The organism is Caulobacter sp. GSs2, assembly GCF_058680895.1.
Genome location: NZ_CM178725.1, coordinates 3,506,036 through 3,522,736 on the forward strand (window position 1 = coordinate 3,506,036; position 16,701 = coordinate 3,522,736).

At 67.5% G+C, this 16,701-nt stretch carries 8 protein-coding genes; 3 read left to right on the forward strand and 5 right to left on the reverse strand.

Annotated elements, in window-relative coordinates:
• Positions 1-120 precede the first annotated feature (120 nt).
• The 3 genes from ACW17Z_RS16990 to ACW17Z_RS17000 all read left to right on the forward strand — a co-directional run bounded on the left by ACW17Z_RS16990 (position 121) and on the right by ACW17Z_RS17000 (position 12,634).
• Positions 121-8,115 (forward strand): ice nucleation protein, encoded by a 7,995-nt coding sequence (locus ACW17Z_RS16990; RefSeq protein WP_492056873.1) that lies wholly within the window; start codon positions 121-123, stop codon positions 8,113-8,115.
• A 174-nt stretch (positions 8,116-8,289) separates the two neighbouring features.
• Positions 8,290-10,332, forward strand: coding sequence for an O-linked N-acetylglucosamine transferase, SPINDLY family protein (locus tag ACW17Z_RS16995; RefSeq protein WP_492056874.1), 2,043 nt, complete (start codon positions 8,290-8,292; stop codon positions 10,330-10,332).
• Between the two features lie 10 nt (positions 10,333-10,342).
• Positions 10,343-12,634, forward strand: coding sequence for an FkbM family methyltransferase (locus tag ACW17Z_RS17000; protein WP_492056875.1), 2,292 nt, complete (start codon positions 10,343-10,345; stop codon positions 12,632-12,634).
• Positions 12,635-12,653: 19 nt separating this feature from the next.
• Here ACW17Z_RS17000 and ACW17Z_RS17005 read toward each other — a convergent pair whose 3' ends face one another.
• The 5 genes from ACW17Z_RS17005 to ACW17Z_RS17025 form a co-directional block, all read right to left on the reverse strand.
• Positions 12,654-13,472, reverse strand: coding sequence for an HTD2 family dehydratase (locus ACW17Z_RS17005; RefSeq protein WP_492056876.1), 819 nt, complete (start codon positions 13,470-13,472; stop codon positions 12,654-12,656).
• The gene (locus ACW17Z_RS17010) at positions 13,472-14,653 is read right to left on the reverse strand and encodes an acyl-CoA dehydrogenase family protein (protein ID WP_492056877.1); all 1,182 of its coding nucleotides are present in this window, start codon (positions 14,651-14,653) and stop codon (positions 13,472-13,474) included. Before ACW17Z_RS17010 ends, ACW17Z_RS17005 begins: the two co-directional genes overlap by 1 nt.
• 124 nt (positions 14,654-14,777) lie before the next feature.
• Complete coding sequence (locus ACW17Z_RS17015; protein ID WP_419320793.1) at positions 14,778-15,224, reverse strand: bifunctional DNA primase/polymerase; 447 nt, start codon at positions 15,222-15,224, stop codon at positions 14,778-14,780.
• A gap of 20 nt (positions 15,225-15,244) precedes the next feature.
• A complete protein-coding gene (locus ACW17Z_RS17020) occupies positions 15,245-15,838 on the reverse strand; it encodes a response regulator (protein ID WP_419320794.1) in 594 nt (197 codons plus the stop codon).
• 513 nt (positions 15,839-16,351) lie between these two features.
• Positions 16,352-16,633: a hypothetical protein gene (locus ACW17Z_RS17025; RefSeq protein ID WP_492056878.1), complete on the reverse strand. Its 282-nt coding sequence runs from the start codon at positions 16,631-16,633 to the stop codon at positions 16,352-16,354.
• Positions 16,634-16,701: the final 68 nt, after the last annotated feature.

Below are 16,701 nucleotides of genomic sequence, written 5' to 3' on the forward strand. Positions count from 1 at the left end.
AATAAGGTTACCGGAACTCGACCGGAGTCGGTCAGAGTCGGCGCCCGCATATCCAGGCTCCGTTTCCGAAAAGCGTTAGAGTTTCGCGCGCTCCGCGCGGACCCCGGCCAGGACAGCTGCATGTCGATCTCGAGCCTCTCCGCCGCTCAAATCTCGGCCCTTCCCGCCAGCGCTATCCAGGCCCTGTCGACGACCGAGATCCAGTCGCTCAGCTCCACCCAGATCGGGGCCATCAATGCCAGCGGCATTGAGGTCCTGGCCGATACCCAGGTCGCGGCGCTCAGCGCGACCCAGATCAAGGCCCTAACCACCACCCAGATCCCGAAGTTCGCGCCCAGCGTGGTCTTCGATGTCAGTCAACTGACGACCCTCAGCGGCCAGCAGGTCTCGGCCCTGACCTCGACCCAACTCGCCGGCCTCGACACCTCCCACATCGGCGCGCTGAGCGCGACGCAGGTCAGTGTGCTGTCGGCCACCAAGTTCTCGGGCCTGGTCGACACGCAAGTCGCCGCCCTCTCGACCACCCAGATCAAGGGCGTCACGGCGACGCAGCTCAAGGGTCTGACGACAACTGACATCAGCGAACTGGCCAACACCCAGGTGCAGGCCCTGACCGTCGCCCAGCTGGGCGCCCTGTCGGGCGCCCAGGTTTCGACCTTCGATGTCACCCAGGTGGCGGCGCTGTCCACCACCCAGATCGGTAGCCTGACGGCGACCCAGCTGAAGGGCCTGAGCACCACTGACATCGGCGAGCTTTCGACCACCCAGGTCGGATCCCTGTCGGCCCTGCAACTCGGAACCCTGGCTTCGACCCAGGTCTCGGCTCTGGCCGACACCCAGGTGGCCGCGCTGAACGTCAGCCAGATCCGGGGCCTGACGACCAGCCAGCTGAAGGATCTGAGCACCACCGACGTCAGCAAGCTGCTGGACACCCAGGTCGCCGCCCTGACGGCCGTGCAGGTCTCCGCCCTGACGGCAACCAGCCTGTCGACGCTCGACGCCACCCAGACGGCGGCGCTGAACGCGACGCAGATCAAGAGCCTGACGACCACCCAGGTTAAGGGCCTGACCACCACTGACATCAGCGAACTGTCGGAAACCCAGGTCGGCGCACTGACCACGGCGCAGGTCGCGATTCTGGCCAACACCCAGGTCCAGGCGCTGTCGACCACCCAGACCGGCGCGCTGTCGGCCTCGCAGATCGGCTCTTTGAGCGCCGCCAATTTCGTGGCTCTGGCCGACACCCAGGTCGCAACCTTCAACGCCACCCAGATCAAGGGCGTGACGACCTCGCAGCTGGCCGCCCTGACCGCCGGCGACATCGCTGAACTGGCCGGCACCCAGGTCGCGGCCCTGACGGCAACCCAGGTTTCGTCGCTCAGCGCCACCGGTGTGTCCGCGCTCGACGCCACTCAGACTGCGGCCTTGAACGCCACGCAGATCAAGGCTCTGACGGCGACCCAGCTTAAGGGGCTCACGACCGGCGACATTGCCGAACTGGCCGATACCCAGGTCGCGGCCCTGACGCCGACCCAGCTATCCAGCCTGTCGACGACCAATATCTCGGCCCTGGACGCCACCCAGACCGCCGCGCTCAGCACGACGCAGATCAAGGGTCTGACCGCCACTCAGATCAAGGGCCTCAGCACCGCCGACATGGGCGATCTGTCGACCACCCAGATCGGCGCCCTGACCTCCGACCAGCTGAAGGCCCTGACCGAGACCAATATCTCGGCCCTGGTCGACACCCAGATCGCCGCCCTGAGCAACACCCAGGTCCAGGCTCTGTCGACCACCCAGCTGAAGGGTCTGTCGACCACCGACATCACCGAGCTGTCGGCCACCCAGGTCGGCGCCCTCGCCACGGCCCAGATCAGCGCCCTGTCGGTCACCAACCTGCAGCAGCTGTCGACCACCCAGATTGGCGGCATCAGCGCCTCGCAGATCGCCGCCCTGTCGAACACCAGCGTCACCCTGCTGGCCGACACCCAGTTCGCGGCTCTCAACACGACCCAGATCAAGGGCCTGACGGCCGGCCAGCTGGCCGCCCTGACGACCACCAATGTCGGCTTTCTGGCTGGCACCCAGGTCGGCGCCCTGACGGCGATCCAGATCACCTCGCTCAGCGCGACCAATGTCTCGGCCCTCGCCGACACCCAAGTGGCGGCTCTCAGCACCACGCAGATCAAGGGCCTGACGGCCAATCAGCTGAAAGGCCTGTCGGCCACCGACATCGGCGAGCTGGCCGACACCCAGGTTGCGGCCCTGACCGCGGTCCAGATCGGAGCCCTGTCGGCCACGGGCGTCTCGGCCCTGAACCAGACCCAGACGGCGGCGCTCAACGCAACGCAGATCAAGGGCCTGACGGCCACCCAGCTGGCGGGACTGACGACCGGCGACATGGGCGAACTGGTCGACACCCAGATCCAGGCTCTCACCGTGGCCCAGCTGGGTTCGCTGACGGCGACCAACATCTCGGCGCTTGACCAGACCCAGACCCAGGCCCTGACGGCGACCCAGATCAAGGGTCTGTCGACGACCCAGCTGAAGGGTCTGTCGACCACCGACATGACCGAGCTGACGGCTGACCAGATCGGCGCCCTGACGCCGTCCCAGACCTCGGCGCTCGGCATCACCAACCTGCAGGCCCTGACGACGACCCAGGTCGGTTCGCTGACCGCCGCCCAGATCGGCGCCCTGAGCACGACGGCCTTCTCGGCCCTGGTCGACACCCAGGTCGCTGTGCTGAATTCCACCCAGATCAAGGGTCTGACGACTTCGCAGCTGGCCGCCCTGACCACCACCGACATCGGCGAACTGGCCGACACCCAGGTGGCCGCGCTGACCCCGACCCAGGTCGCGGCGCTCAGCGCCACCAGCGTCTCGGCCCTGAGCCAGACCCAGACGGCGGCCCTGAGCACCACCCAGATCAAGGCCTTGACGGCCACTCAGCTGAAGAACCTGTCGGCGGGCGACATCGGCGAGCTGGCCGAAACCCAGGTCGCGGCCCTGACGGCGACCCAGCTGGGCGCGCTGAGCGCCACCGGCTTCTCGGCCATGGTCGACACCCAGGTCGCCGCGTTGAACGCGACCCAGATCAAGGGCCTGACGGCCACCCAGATCAAGGGCCTGTCCACCACCGACATTGGTGAGTTGCTCGACACCCAGATCGCGGCCCTGACCGCCGACCAGCTGAAGGCTGTGTCGGAAACCAACATCTCGGCCCTGAGCCAGACCCAGGTCACCGCCCTGAGCAACACCCAGGTCCAGGCTCTGACGGCCACCCAGCTGAAGGGTCTGTCGACCACCGACATCACCGAACTGTCGGCCACCCAGGTCGGCGCCCTCGCCACGGCCCAGATCAGCGCCCTGTCGGTGACCAACCTGCAGCAACTGTCGACGACCCAGATCGGCGGGATGAGCGCCACGCAGATCGCCGCCCTGGCTCCGACCAGCGTCTCGCTGCTGGCCGACACCCAGTTCGCGGCTCTCAGCACCACTCAGGTGAAGGGGCTGACGACGGCCCAGCTCGGCGCCCTGACCACCGGCAACATCGCCGATCTGGCCGACACCCAGGTCGGCGCCCTCAGCGCCGCCCAGATCGGCGCCCTCAGCGCGACGAACGTCTCGGCCCTGGTCGACACCCAGGTCGCCGCGCTCAGCACCACCCAGATCAAGGGCCTTACGGCGACCCAGCTGAAGGGTCTCTCGGCCGGCGACATCGGCGAACTGGCCGACACCCAGGTCGGCGCCCTGACCGCGACGCAGCTGGGCAGCCTGACGGCGACCGGCGTCTCGGCTCTTGTCGACACCCAGATGGCGGCTCTGAACGCCACCCAGATCAAGGGTCTGACGACCACGCAACTGGCTGCCCTGAACACCACGGACATGGGCGAACTGGCCGACACCCAGGTCGCCGCCCTGACCACGACGCAGCTCTCCGCCGTCAGCGCCACCAACATTTCCGCGCTCAATGAGACCCAGACGGCCGCTCTGAGCGCCACCCAGATCAAGGCTCTGTCGACGACCCAGGTGAAGGGGCTCAACGCCACCGACATCAGCGAGCTGTCTTCGACCCAGGTCGGCGCCCTGACGACCGCGCAGTTTGCGGCCCTGGACACCACCAACCTGAAGGCCCTGTCGGTCACCCAGGTCGGCGCCCTGTCGGCCTCGCACATCGGGGCCCTGACCGCCTCGAACTTCTCGGCCATGGTCGACACCCAAGTCGCCGCCCTCAGCACCACCCAGATCAAGGGCCTGACCAACCTCCAGGTCGCCGGTCTGAACACCACCGACATCGCAGAACTGGCCGACACCCAGATCGGCGCCCTCAGCGCCGCCCAACTGGGCAGCCTGACCGCGACCAGCTTCTCGGCGCTTGACCAGACGCAGGTCGCCGCTCTGAGCACCACCCAGGTCAAGGGTCTGACGGCGACCCAGATCCGGGGTCTGAACACAGGCGACATTGGCGAGCTGTCGAGCACGCAGGTCGGGGCCCTGACGGCTGATCAGCTGAAGGCTCTGTCGGAAACCAACATCTCCGCCCTGGTCGACACCCAGATCGCCGCCCTGAGCAACACCCAGGTCCAGGCGCTGAGCACCACCCAGCTGAAGGGTCTGTCGACCACCGACATCACCGAGCTGTCGGCCACCCAGGTGGGCGCTCTGGCTGCCGCCCAGGTCGCGGCCCTGTCGATCACCAACCTGCAGCAACTGTCGACGACCCAGATCGGCGGCATCAGCGCCGCCCAGATCGGCGCCTTGGCGGCGACCAGCATCGCCCAGCTGGCCGACACCCAGCTGGCCGCCCTGAGCACCACCCAGATCAAGGGTCTGACGACCGGCCAGCTGTCCAATCTGACCGCCGGCAACATCGGTGATCTGGCCGAAACCCAGATCGCGGTGCTCAGCGCCACCCAGCTGGGCGCGCTCAGCGCCACCGGCTTCTCGGCCCTGGTCGACACCCAGGTCGCCACCCTGAACGCCACCCAGATCAAGGGTCTGACCGCGACCCAGCTGAAGGGTCTGAGCACGACGGACGTGGGCGAACTGGCCGACACCCAGGTGCAGGCCTTGACGGTCGTCCAGCTGAACGCCCTGACGGCGACCAGCATCTCGGCCCTGAATGAAACCCAGACGGCAGCCCTGTCGACGACCCAGATCAAGGGTCTGACGGCCACCCAGCTGAAGGGTCTGTCGACCACCGACATGGCCGAACTGACGACCACCCAGGTGGCCGCCATGAGCGCCGAGCAGTTGAAGGCGCTGTCGGAGACCAACGTCTCGGCCCTTAGCGAGACCCAGGTCGGCGCCCTGGCCAGCACCCAGGTCCAGGCGCTGAGCACAACCCAGCTGAAGGGCCTGACGGTCACCGATATCGGCGAACTTTCCGCCACCCAGGTCGGCGCCCTGAGCGCCGCCCAGGTGGGCGCGCTGTCGGTCACCAACCTGCAGGCGCTGTCCACCACCCAGATCGGCGGCCTCTCGGCCACCCAGATCGGCGCGCTGTCGGTCACCAGCGTTACCCTGCTGGCCGACACCCAGTTCGCGGCCCTCAGCACCACCCAGGTCAAGGGCCTGACCACGGCTCAGGTCGCGGGCCTCACCGCCGGCAATGTCGGTGATCTGGCCGACACCCAGGTCGGCGCCTTGAGCGCCGCCCAGATCGGCGCCCTCAGCGCGACCAATGTCTCGGCCCTGGTCGACACCCAGGTCGCGGCGCTGAACGGCACCCAGATCAAGGGCCTGACGGCCACGCAGTTGAAGGGGCTCTCGGCCGCTGACATCGGCGAGCTGGCCGCGACCCAGGTCTCAGCCCTGACCGCGACCCAGTTGGGCGCCCTGTCGACCACCGGGGTCTCGGCGCTCGCCGACACCCAGATGGCGGCCCTGGACGCCACCCAGATCAAGGGTCTGACCAACACGCAGCTGGCCGCGTTCAGCACCACCGACATCGGTGAGCTGGCCGGCACCCAGGTTGCGGCCCTGACGACGGCGCAGTTGACGGCGCTGAGCGCCACCAACATCTCGGCGATGAACGAGACCCAGATCGCGGCCATCTCGACGACCTCGATCAAGGTTCTGACCACGACCCAGATCAAGGGCCTCAACACCACCGACATCGGCGAGCTCTCGGCCGGCCAGGTCGGCGCCCTGACCACCGCGCAGATCGCGGCGGTGGACATCCCCAACCTGCAGGCCCTGTCGACCACCCAGGTCGGCGCCCTCAGCGCGGCCCAGATCAGCGTCCTGACCGCCACGGCCTTCTCGGCCCTGGCCGACACCCAGGTTGCGGCCCTGAACGCCACGCAGATCAAGGGTCTGACGGCCTCGCAACTGTCGGGTCTGAAGGTCACCGACATCGCTGAGCTGCTCGATACCCAGATCGCCGCCCTGACCCCGACCCAGCTGACCAGCCTGACGGCGACCAACCTGTCGGCGCTTGACCAGACCCAGGTGGCCGCTCTGAGCACCACCCAGATCAAGGGCCTGACGGCGACCCAGCTGAAGGGTCTGAACACGGGCGACATGGCCCAGTTCTCCGAGACCCAGATCGGCGCCCTGACGGCGGATCAATTGAAGGCCCTGTCCGAGACCAATGTCTCGTCCCTGGCCGACACCCAGGTCGCGGCCCTGAGCAACACCCAGGTGCAGGCGCTGACGGCCACCCAGCTGAAGGGTCTGTCGATCACCGACATCACCGAGCTGTCGACCACCCAGGTCGGCGCTCTGACGGCGGCCCAGATCGGCGCCTTCACCGCGACCAACGTCCAGCAACTGTCGACCAGCCAGGTCGGCGCGCTCAGCGCGACCCAGATCGCCGGCCTGACGACGACCAGCGTCAAGGCGCTGTACGACACCCAGATCGATGTGCTGAACGCCACCCAGATCAAGGGCCTGACAGCCGCCCAGGTCGGGGTCCTGACCGTGGATCAGGCCTACAGCCTGGTCGACACCCAGATCGCAGCCCTGACCGCGACCCAGGTCGCGGCCCTGGGCAGCAATATCCGCACCTTCGACGCCACTCAGTTCGGGGCGCTGAACGAGACCCAGGTCAAGGCCATCACCACCACCCAACTGGCGGCGATGGACGATCTGGACATCGGTTCTGACTTCACCACCACCCAGATCGCCGCCCTGTCGGCGGCCCAGGTGGGGTCGTTCAGCCCCGGCATGCTGTTCGGCATGAAGGACACCCAGATCGCGGCCCTGAGCACGACCCAGGTCAAGGGCCTGACCACCTCGCAGATCACCGCCCTGAACACGACCCAGGCCGGCGCCATGGCCGACACCCAACTGGCGGCGCTGAGCCTCCTGCAGCTGGCGGCCCTGAACGCCACCAACCTGTCGGCTCTGAACGAGACCCAGATGGCCGGCCTCACGGCCACCCAGGTCAAGGGCCTGACCAACACCCAGCTGAAGGGTCTGTCGACCACCGACATCACCGAACTGTCGGCGACCCAGGTCGGCGCCCTGACGACCGGCCAGATCACGGCCTTCGCCACGACCGCCCTGCAGGCGCTGTCGACCACCCAGGTCGCCGCGCTCAGCACGTCGCAACTTGGCGCCCTGACGGCGACCAGCTTCTCGGCCCTGGCCGATACCCAGGTCGCGGCGCTGAACACCACCCAGATCAAGGGTCTGACGACCGCGCAGTTGGGTGGCCTGTCGACGACGGACATCAGCGAACTGCTTGATACCCAGATCGGCGCCCTGACCACGACGCAGCTGGCCGCGCTGAGCGCCACCAACGTCTCGGCGCTCGACGCCACCCAGACGGCGGCGCTGAGCACGACCCAGGTCAAGGGCCTGACGGCGACCCAGATCAAGGGCCTGTCGACCACCGATATCGGCGAACTGTTCAACACCCAGATTGCGGCCCTGACCACCAGCCAGGTCTCGGCCCTGTCGAACACCGTCATCGGCGGTCTGAACGAGACCCAGGTCGGATCGTTGCAAGGTACGCAGCTGGCCAGCCTGACGATCACCCAGCTGGACAATCTGAGCACGACCAACATCTCGGCCCTGACCGCCACCCAGGCCGGCGCTCTGACCACCACCCAGGTGCAGAGCCTGTCGGATCCGCAGATCATCGCCTATCTGGGCGTCACCTAAGACCTTTCTGGCCGCCGGCGTCGCAGGACGCCGGCGGCCGGGCAGGGCGCGCCCTGGCAGAACGCGACTGGTCAGAACCCGGCCCGGTCGTGCCGCGATTGGTGAGGTTTGCGCGACGTGCCAACATCACGCGATGCGAGTCGGAGGCGCTCCGGCTTCGCAAACGCGCTTGAGATGACCATGGTTGAAACCGACGACCTCGCCCTGCTCCAGGCCATCACGACGCAAGGGTTGCCGCTCGGCGATGCGATCAACGCCGCCGGTTGCTATACCGAGGCTGGCCAGGTGGCCATGGCCGAGCAGGTCTACAAGATCTGGATTCAGTTCAATCCCGAGCATCCGCAGCTTTTCATTGCCCTGTTCAACTGCGCGACCCTGCAGTCGAACATCGGCGGCGCTGATACGGCGATCGCCAATCTGGAGCGGGCCATCGCCCTGAATCCCGACTTCCTGCCGGCCTATATCAATCTGGGCGGATTGCAGGAGCGGGCCGGGGCGCTGGAAGCGGGGATTGCGACCTGGAACGCCGCCGCCACGCGTCCCCTGGCCATCACCGGCTCCAACGCCCATTACGTCTTCTCGGCCTACAAGCAGATGGCCCGCGCCCTGCTGGAGGCTCAGCAGACCGGCCGCGCCGAGACCGCCCTGTGGCGCTGCGCTGACCTTGATCCCACCCAGCTGGACACCATCGGCCAGCTGGTCGCCGCGCGGCTGGGCCAGTGCAAGTGGCCGCCGCTGGAGCCGTGGGAGCGAGTCGATCGTCGCGCCCTGCTCAAGGGGATAAACCCCCTGTCGGTGGCCGCCTATTCCGACGACCCGTTGCTGCAGCTGGGCGCCGCCGCCGCCTTCACCGACCGCGACGGCAGCTGCGCGCCCGAGGCCATCGTCGCCGAACGCCGCGACGCGCCCATCGACCTGACCGGCCGTCGCCTGCGGGTGGGCTATGTGTCGTCCGACCTGCGCGACCACGCCGTCGGCTATCTGATGGCCGAGCTGTTCGAGTTGCACGACCGCGAGAAGGTCGAGGTGTTCGCCTATTACTGCGGCCCACCGGCGACTGATCCTCTCAACGCCCGCACCCGAGTGGCGGTCGAGCACTATACCGACATCCGCGGCATGACCGACGAGCAGGCGGCCCGCACGATCGCCGACGACCAGATCGACATCCTTGTCGATGTGAACGGCCATACGCGCGACTCGCGCACCCCCGTTTTCGCCCGCCGCCCGGCCCCGATCCTGGTCAACTGGCTGGGCTATCCGGGCACCATGGGCAGCGCGTTCCACCACTACATCATCGGCGATCCGTGGATCACGCCGCCGGAACTCGAACATTTCTACTCCGAGGCCGTGCGGCGCATCCCCTGCTACCAGCCCAATGACCGCAAGCGGATCGTGGCGGAGGCCCGGCCGAGCCGCGCCGACGCCGGCCTGCCCGAGGAGGCCTTTGTCTTTTGCTGTTTCAACGGCCCGCAGAAGATCACACCCTTCACCTTCGGGCGCTGGATGGAGATCCTCAAGCGCACGCCGGGCAGCGTGCTGTGGCTGCTGGACAGCAATCCCGAAACCAATGCCCGTCTGCGCGAGCAGGCCCGCCTGCGCGGCGTTGAGAGCGAGCGCCTGATCTTCGCGCCCAAGCAGCCCAATCCAACACACATGGCCCGCTATCCGCTGGCCGACCTGTTCCTGGACACCGCGCCCTATGGCGCCCACACCACGGCCTCGGACGCCCTGTGGATGGCCGTGCCGGTGCTGACCCTGTCGGGCCGAAGCTTTGCCTCGCGGGTGTGCGGCAGCCTGGTGCGTTCGGCGGGCCTGCCTGAACTGGTCTGCGAGACGGCGGAAGACTATGTCGAGCGCGCCGTGGCCCTGGCGGGCGACCGCGACGCGACGCGCGCCCTGCACGAGCGGCTGGAGGCCAATCGCGCCACCAGCGTGCTGTTCGACATGGATCTGCTGGTGCGCAGCGTCGAGGACCTGTTCCAGGCGATGGCCGCCGAGTATCAGGCCGGCCAGCGGCCGACGCCGAACATCGCCAATCTGGACGCCTATCTGGAGATCGGTATCGCGCTGGACCGCGACGATCGCGAGATGCTGGTCGAGCGCGATTTCGAGAACCTGTACAAGGCGGCCCTGACCCGCCGCCATCTGGCGCGTCCGCAGGGCCCCGACGGCCGGTTCTGGACCGCCGAGGACATAGCCGCAGCCGAGGGCCGATGAGGACCCGCCGATGAACCGCCAGCACCTCGAAGCCTTGCGGCGCGAGGGTTACGCACCTCGGACGATGCTGGACGTCGGCGCGCATCTGGGCGAGTACACCCAGGCCTTTCTGGAGGTGTTTCCGGGCTGCCTGCCGACCCTGATCGAGCCCAACCCGCATTGTCGCGACAAGCTGCTGCGCCTTCCATTCGAGCGGCACGAGGTGGCGGCCTCGGATGTCGCAGGCAAGGGCGAGCTGTTCCTCAGCAAGACCTGGCTACAATCGACCGGCAGCTCGCTCTATCGTGAAAACACCGAATATTTCGACGACGAGACCGCGATCCGGCACGAGGTCGACAAGGCCCGGATCGACGACCTTCTGGTCGGCCGTCAGTTCGATTTCGTCAAGATCGACACTCAGGGCTCGGAAGTGGACGTGCTGGTCGGCGGCCAGGCGGTGTTGGCCAAGGCCGACTACATCCAGATCGAGGTGTCGCTGGTCGACTACAATATCGGCGGCGCCCGGGCCGAGGACATCTTCGCCAAGATGGCGCAGATGGGCTTCAAGTGCGCCGACGTGATGGAATTCAACCGGATGCCGCAGCTGCATGACAATGCGCTGCTGCAGATCGACGTGCTGTTCGAGCGCGCCGACCGGCTGCGCCGCCCTGAGACGTCGTCGTCCGGCGGCCGTCAGGCTGACGTGCTGGCCCTGGCCGAGCGGCTGTTCACCGAGGATCGTCCCGAAGACGCCCTGGTCCTGTTCGAGCACCTGCTGGGCGGGGCCCACGACTATGCGGCCTGGATTGGGGTGTCGCGCAGCCATCTGGCGGGCGGGCGGGTGCTTGAGGCGCTGCGAGCGCTGGTCAAGGCCCGGGCCCTGACGCCGGATATCCACGCCCTGTGGCCCCTGATCCAGCAGCAGACCTCTATGGGCTCCCAGGCCTTCAACCTGCATCTCAACCGCGGCGAGGTGGCCCTGGCCGAGCCCTATGCGTCGGTGATGGCCGAGCTGATGCCCGGCGGCGCCCAGATGGTCGGGGCGGCCATGGGCTGCAACCAGGCCCTGGGTCGCACGGAAGAGGCCCTGAACTTGGCCCGGCGACTGATCGTTCTGGACCCGGGCCATGTCGGGGCGCTGACCCTGCTGGCCGACCATGCGCGGGCGACAGGCGACCACGAGGCCGAGCTCCAGCGCCGGGCCGTGCTGGCGGTGTCGCCCGACAAGGACATCCATCCCCTGGTGCGCCTGCGCGACTTCCACGAGGCGATGAGCCTGCTGCTGTGCCGGCCGCTGTCGGACAGCGACCTGGCCCTGCTGGCCAACCTCGCGACCGAGGTTCCCAATGTCGCAGTGGGTGACCTGCTCTCTGACCCTGAATGGTCCGACTGGGTGCATCACTACAGGGCGCTGCTGGGCTCGCTGGATATCGAGGCGATCATCGGGCCGACCCCCGCGCCGCCGTCCGACCCGCCGGCCCGTTTCCTGACCGCGACGGGCCAAGCCCTGGACGCGGCCGGGCTGAAGGCCCTGGCCGACCGCCTCGACGCCCGGGCGGTGTTCTTCGCTGCGGCCGACGAGAAATATGTCGACCAGTACGGCCGCTGGTACGCCCTGTCGGTGCTGCGCCACAGTGACGTGTCCAGTCTGGTGGTGATCCACGTGATCGGCGGCGGCGACCGGCTGGCCCAGGCGGTCAAGTCGGTTGGCGTGACCGACGAGCGGCTGATCTTCGTCGGCGACGACTTCGATGCGGCGGCGGTGGCCACCCGCTGCTATGACGCGCCGCCCAAGGGGCTGATCGCCCTGCCGGTGGCCCATTTCCAGTCGGTGCGCTTCCAGCGTCTGGGCGGCCTCCTGGAGACGCTGGGCCGGCCGATCTTCGTCTCCGACATCGACCTGCTGCTGCAACGCGGGGTCAGCGACCTGCTGGAGCAGTGGGCCATGGCCGACGTGGTCTTCAACGAGAACTGGAAGAACCTGGCCGCTGGCTCGCGGATCACCGCCAACCTGCTGCTGGTCAATCCGACCCCGAACGCGGCGCGGCTGTTCAATTTCCTGCGGGCCTATCTCGACGACCGGCTGGCGCGTGACGTCGTCACCCGCTGGATCGACCAGGTCGCCCTGCTGCTGGGTCGTCATCACCTGACGCGGCATGTTCCGGGCGCGGTGCTGGGCTGTTTTGACACCACCACCGACATCAACAACATCATGTTCGAGAGCTATCAGGAGCACCCGTTCCGCTTCCTGTCGCTCTATCACGGCTTCGATACGTCGAGCCTGGAGAACGATCCGCGGGTGCTGGGGGCGGAGCCGGGCTGATCGTCACGGCCTTGGATGGCTATTGAGCCAGCCCCACCCGCGCCGTCATCGCCAGCCAGCCGTCGGCCGATCGCGCCCAAAGCTCAGCGCCGCCATCCACGCGCTTGCCGCAGGCCTCGAACGACGCGCCGTCGAACAGCGGACGCACGGCTCTGAACGAGAAGCTTGTCACAGCCCGGCCCGGAGGCAAGGCCTCTAGCAGGCTCAGCGCGATCAGCGGTCCGTGGACGACCAGCCCCGGATAGCCCTCGACCTCGACTGCATAGGCCCGGTCATAGTGGATGCGATGGGCGTTGAAGGTCGCCGCTGAGAACCGCATCAGCATCGCCGCATCGGGCGTGATGGTCATGCGCCAGTCGGCGTTGTCGGGCGCGGCGACGGGGGAGGGCGCGGGCTCGCCCGGCGTCGGGGCGGGGCGATAGACGATGGTCTGGGTCTCGGCGATGCAGAGCGCTCCGCCCTGCGAGATCCGCCGCTCGACCTCGACGAAGGTCAGCGGACCGCTCTTGCCCGCCTTCTCGGAAATGGAGGCGACACGCTCGACCCACTCGGTCTCGACGCCGGCCAGGAGGGGCGCCGCGAACCGCATCTCGGCCGCCGCGAACATCCGGCGCGGGGCCGCGATTGGGGGCATGAACCCGCCACGCAGAGGATGGCCGTCGGGGCCGATCTGCGATTGGCGGGGCGTCTCGACAGCGCAGGCCCAGTGCCAGGCCGGCGGGACCTGCAGCGGCGGCTCGGGTCGGTCGAGCACCGCCGCCAGCCGCGCCAGATCACCGGGCGCCAGCACCTCGACCCTGCGGCGCTCGCGGCCGATCCAGTCGGTGATGTTGGCCATCAGTACGACCTCGGCAGGCCCAGTACGTGCTCGCCGACATAGGCCAGGATCATGTTCGTCGAGATCGGCGCCACCTGGTACAGCCGGGTCTCGCGGAACTTGCGCTCGACGTCGTATTCCTCGGCGAATCCGAAGCCGCCGTGGGTCTGCAGACACATGTCGGCGGCGGCCCAACTGGCCTCGGAGGCCAGCAGCTTGGCGATGTTGGCGTGCTCGCCGCAGGGCAGGCCGGCCTCATAGCGAGCGCAGGCGTCATAGACGGTCAGTCGCGCGGCGTGACCCTGGGCATAGGCGCGGGCGATCGGGAACTGCACGCCCTGGTTCTGGCCGATCGGACGGTTGAACACCCGCCGCTCATTGGCGTAGTCGCGGGCCTTGCCGATCAGCCAGGCGCTGTCGCCCAGGCACTCGGCGGCGATCAGGATGCGCTCGGCGTTCATGCCATCGAGGATGTATTTGAAGCCCTTGCCCTCTTCGCCGATCAGGCTGTCGGCGGGGATGACCAGATTGTCGAAGAACACCTCGGTGGTGGCGTGGTTCAGCATGGTGGCGATCGGCTTGATCGTCAGCCCGTTCCCCTTGGCCGCGCGCATGTCGACCAGGAACACCGACAGGCCGTCGCTCTTCTTCTGGACCTGATCCTTGGGCGTGGTGCGGGCCAGCAGCACCATCAGGTCGGAATGTTCAGCGCGACTGGTCCACACCTTCTGGCCGTTGACCACATAGGTGTCGCCCTCGCGGCGGGCGAAGGTGCTGATCGAGGTGGTGTCGGTGCCGGCGGTGGGCTCTGTGACGCCGAAGGCCTGCAGCCGGATCGAGCCGTCGGCCACGGCCGGCAGCCACGTCTGCTTCTGCTGGGCGGATCCGTGCCGCAGCACCGTGCCCATGGTGTACATCTGGGCGTGCAAGGCTGCGGCGTTGCCGCCATTGGCGTGGACCTCCTCCAGGATGGTCGCCGCCGCCGTAAGGCCAAGGCCACTGCCGCCATATTCCTCGGGGATCAGCACGCCCAGCAGGCCTGCGCGGGTCATCGCCTGGACGAAATCAGTGGGATAGGCCTTCTCGCGATCCAGGCCGCGCCAGTAGCTGCCCGGAAAGTCGCGACACAGGGCGCGGACGGTGTCGCGCAGCGCCTGCAGCAGTTGAGGGTCGGTCGCCGTCGCGGCGGGAGGGGAGCTCATGGTGCAGCCTTGGGCAAATCCACGCGCGTCCGGATCGAACGCGCGTTTGAGTCCCAGCTTAGCGCCATTGCGCCAGACCGCGAGAGGCTTGAGGCAGGCGCCGCAGGGGCAGGCGCGCCTTAAATCAGGCGGCCTGCGCCCTGGCGGTCTCCCGAGCCTTGGCAAGAATACGTCCAAGACCCTCCAGGATCGAGCGCTGGTCGATCTCGGCGTCCACCCGGCGGTGCAGGAGTTTCAGGCTGGCGACATGGACCGTGACGCCGGCCCTGGTGGTCGGGTCGTTCGGCAAGGCTTCGTCCAGCAGCTCGCATAGTGACCGCGCGGCGCGCTCGACCCCGCTGATTTCTTCGGCCAGCGAGAAGTTGATGATGTCGCTGGACAGGCGATAGAGGGTGGGCACGGCCTCAACCGAGAAGGGGTTGGACAGGCGCTCAAGCTCGATCAGCGCCTCGTCGATCGAGCCCAGCAAGGGTTCGCGCATGGTCTCGAGCGCCTGCTCGGCGCGCTCCAGGGCCTCGGCCGCATAGATACCGCCGGGCTGCTTCATGAGCTCGGCCAGGCGGGGTTTCATTCGGGTTCGTTTGACTTCGCTCACGCGGCTGTCCTCTGCGGTTTGACCAACTGGTCCAGTTCGGTTTGGCTGAGGTTGTCGTCGGCGGCCTGGCCGATCTCGGCGGCCTGGTCGTCGCGACGGCGACCGTCGGGATGCTCAACCGGCGGGCCAGCGTTCCGCCACCGCCGATCAGGTCCGACATAGACATCACATTCGATGAAGGCGCGGTCCGAGCGGGCGACCCAGAGAATGCGCTCCAGCAGAACCTGGGGCGATAGCGGTTTGGCCACCATGAAACTGGCGCCGCAATCGCGGGCGCGCACCACATCGCGCAGAGGCGTGTGGGCCGACACCAGGATCGCGGGCGTCTGGCGCAGGGTCTCGCTGCTCTGCCGCCTGAGCCAGGCGATCAGGTCGTAGCCGTCCACATCCTTGATCTGGGCGTCGGTGAAGATCAGGTCGACGGGACGGGCGCGTAATTCTTCCTGAGCCTCGCGGCCGGTGTTGACCCGCACTACGTTGCGCAGGCCAAACCCGGCCAGCACCGAGGCGAGGATGTCCTGCGCCTGGCTGTTGCTGTCGGCGATCAGCGCGCGCGCCTTTTCCAGGTTGATCAAGGTTGATGGCAGCATGGCGTGTCCCAAACTTGCCAAGATCAAAGCGCGGCTCGATTTAAGACATTGCCGAGAACTACAGTTAACGGCCGGCCAGTGGTCTCATTTTGGGTATTCGCTCCGGTGGATGACAATCCAAAGGCCGGCAATTCTGTGGATGTAGGATTTCTGCAGCGTTCGACTGTCAACTGTGACAAATCGTCAGATCAAGGTCATGTGAATCTTGCTGTGCTTTGTTCGTGCGGCGCGTCGGTTTGCGCCGCGAGCAAGCAGATATCCTGCGGTGTCCGGCCGGATCAGAGTGTCGTGCCTGGAGCGAAGTCTTTGGGCGAACCTGGCAAACGGCTGGCCGAGGTGAGCTCCACGTCAGAGGAACGGGTCAAGCTGTTCGCCGCGACCTTCGTGCCGTTTTGTGAGCGCTCGAAAATGAGGACGTGATTGCGCGCGACAGGATCGCCGGGGCCATGTCGGCCTGTGCCCAGCCCGATAAGGTTTTCAGCAGCGCGACCAGGTCTGTGTCGTCGATGTCGCTTATCCGGCCGATTGCGCCCGACTCGCCTGCACGGGCGTCATCCGGCGCGCGTCGCGCCAGCGCAGGGCGAGGCTGGTCAGAAGCGCCAGGCTGACCACAAGCGCGGCAGGGCAGGCTGGGCAGTGACCCGCCAGAACCGAGATGTCCTGGGCGCTGCTGCAGATCGGACCCGCCATCAGGCGCGGCGCCGCCTGCCAGAGGGCCACGGCCCAACTGACCAGGGCCGCCACGGCCAGAGCGGTCTGGGGCTTGCCCCAGATGTGGACGGTAGGGAACGACATCGGCAACTCCGCAGGATGGCTCCCATGGTCATTCACAGCGCCAAGCGCCGCTTTGATACGGATCAAAG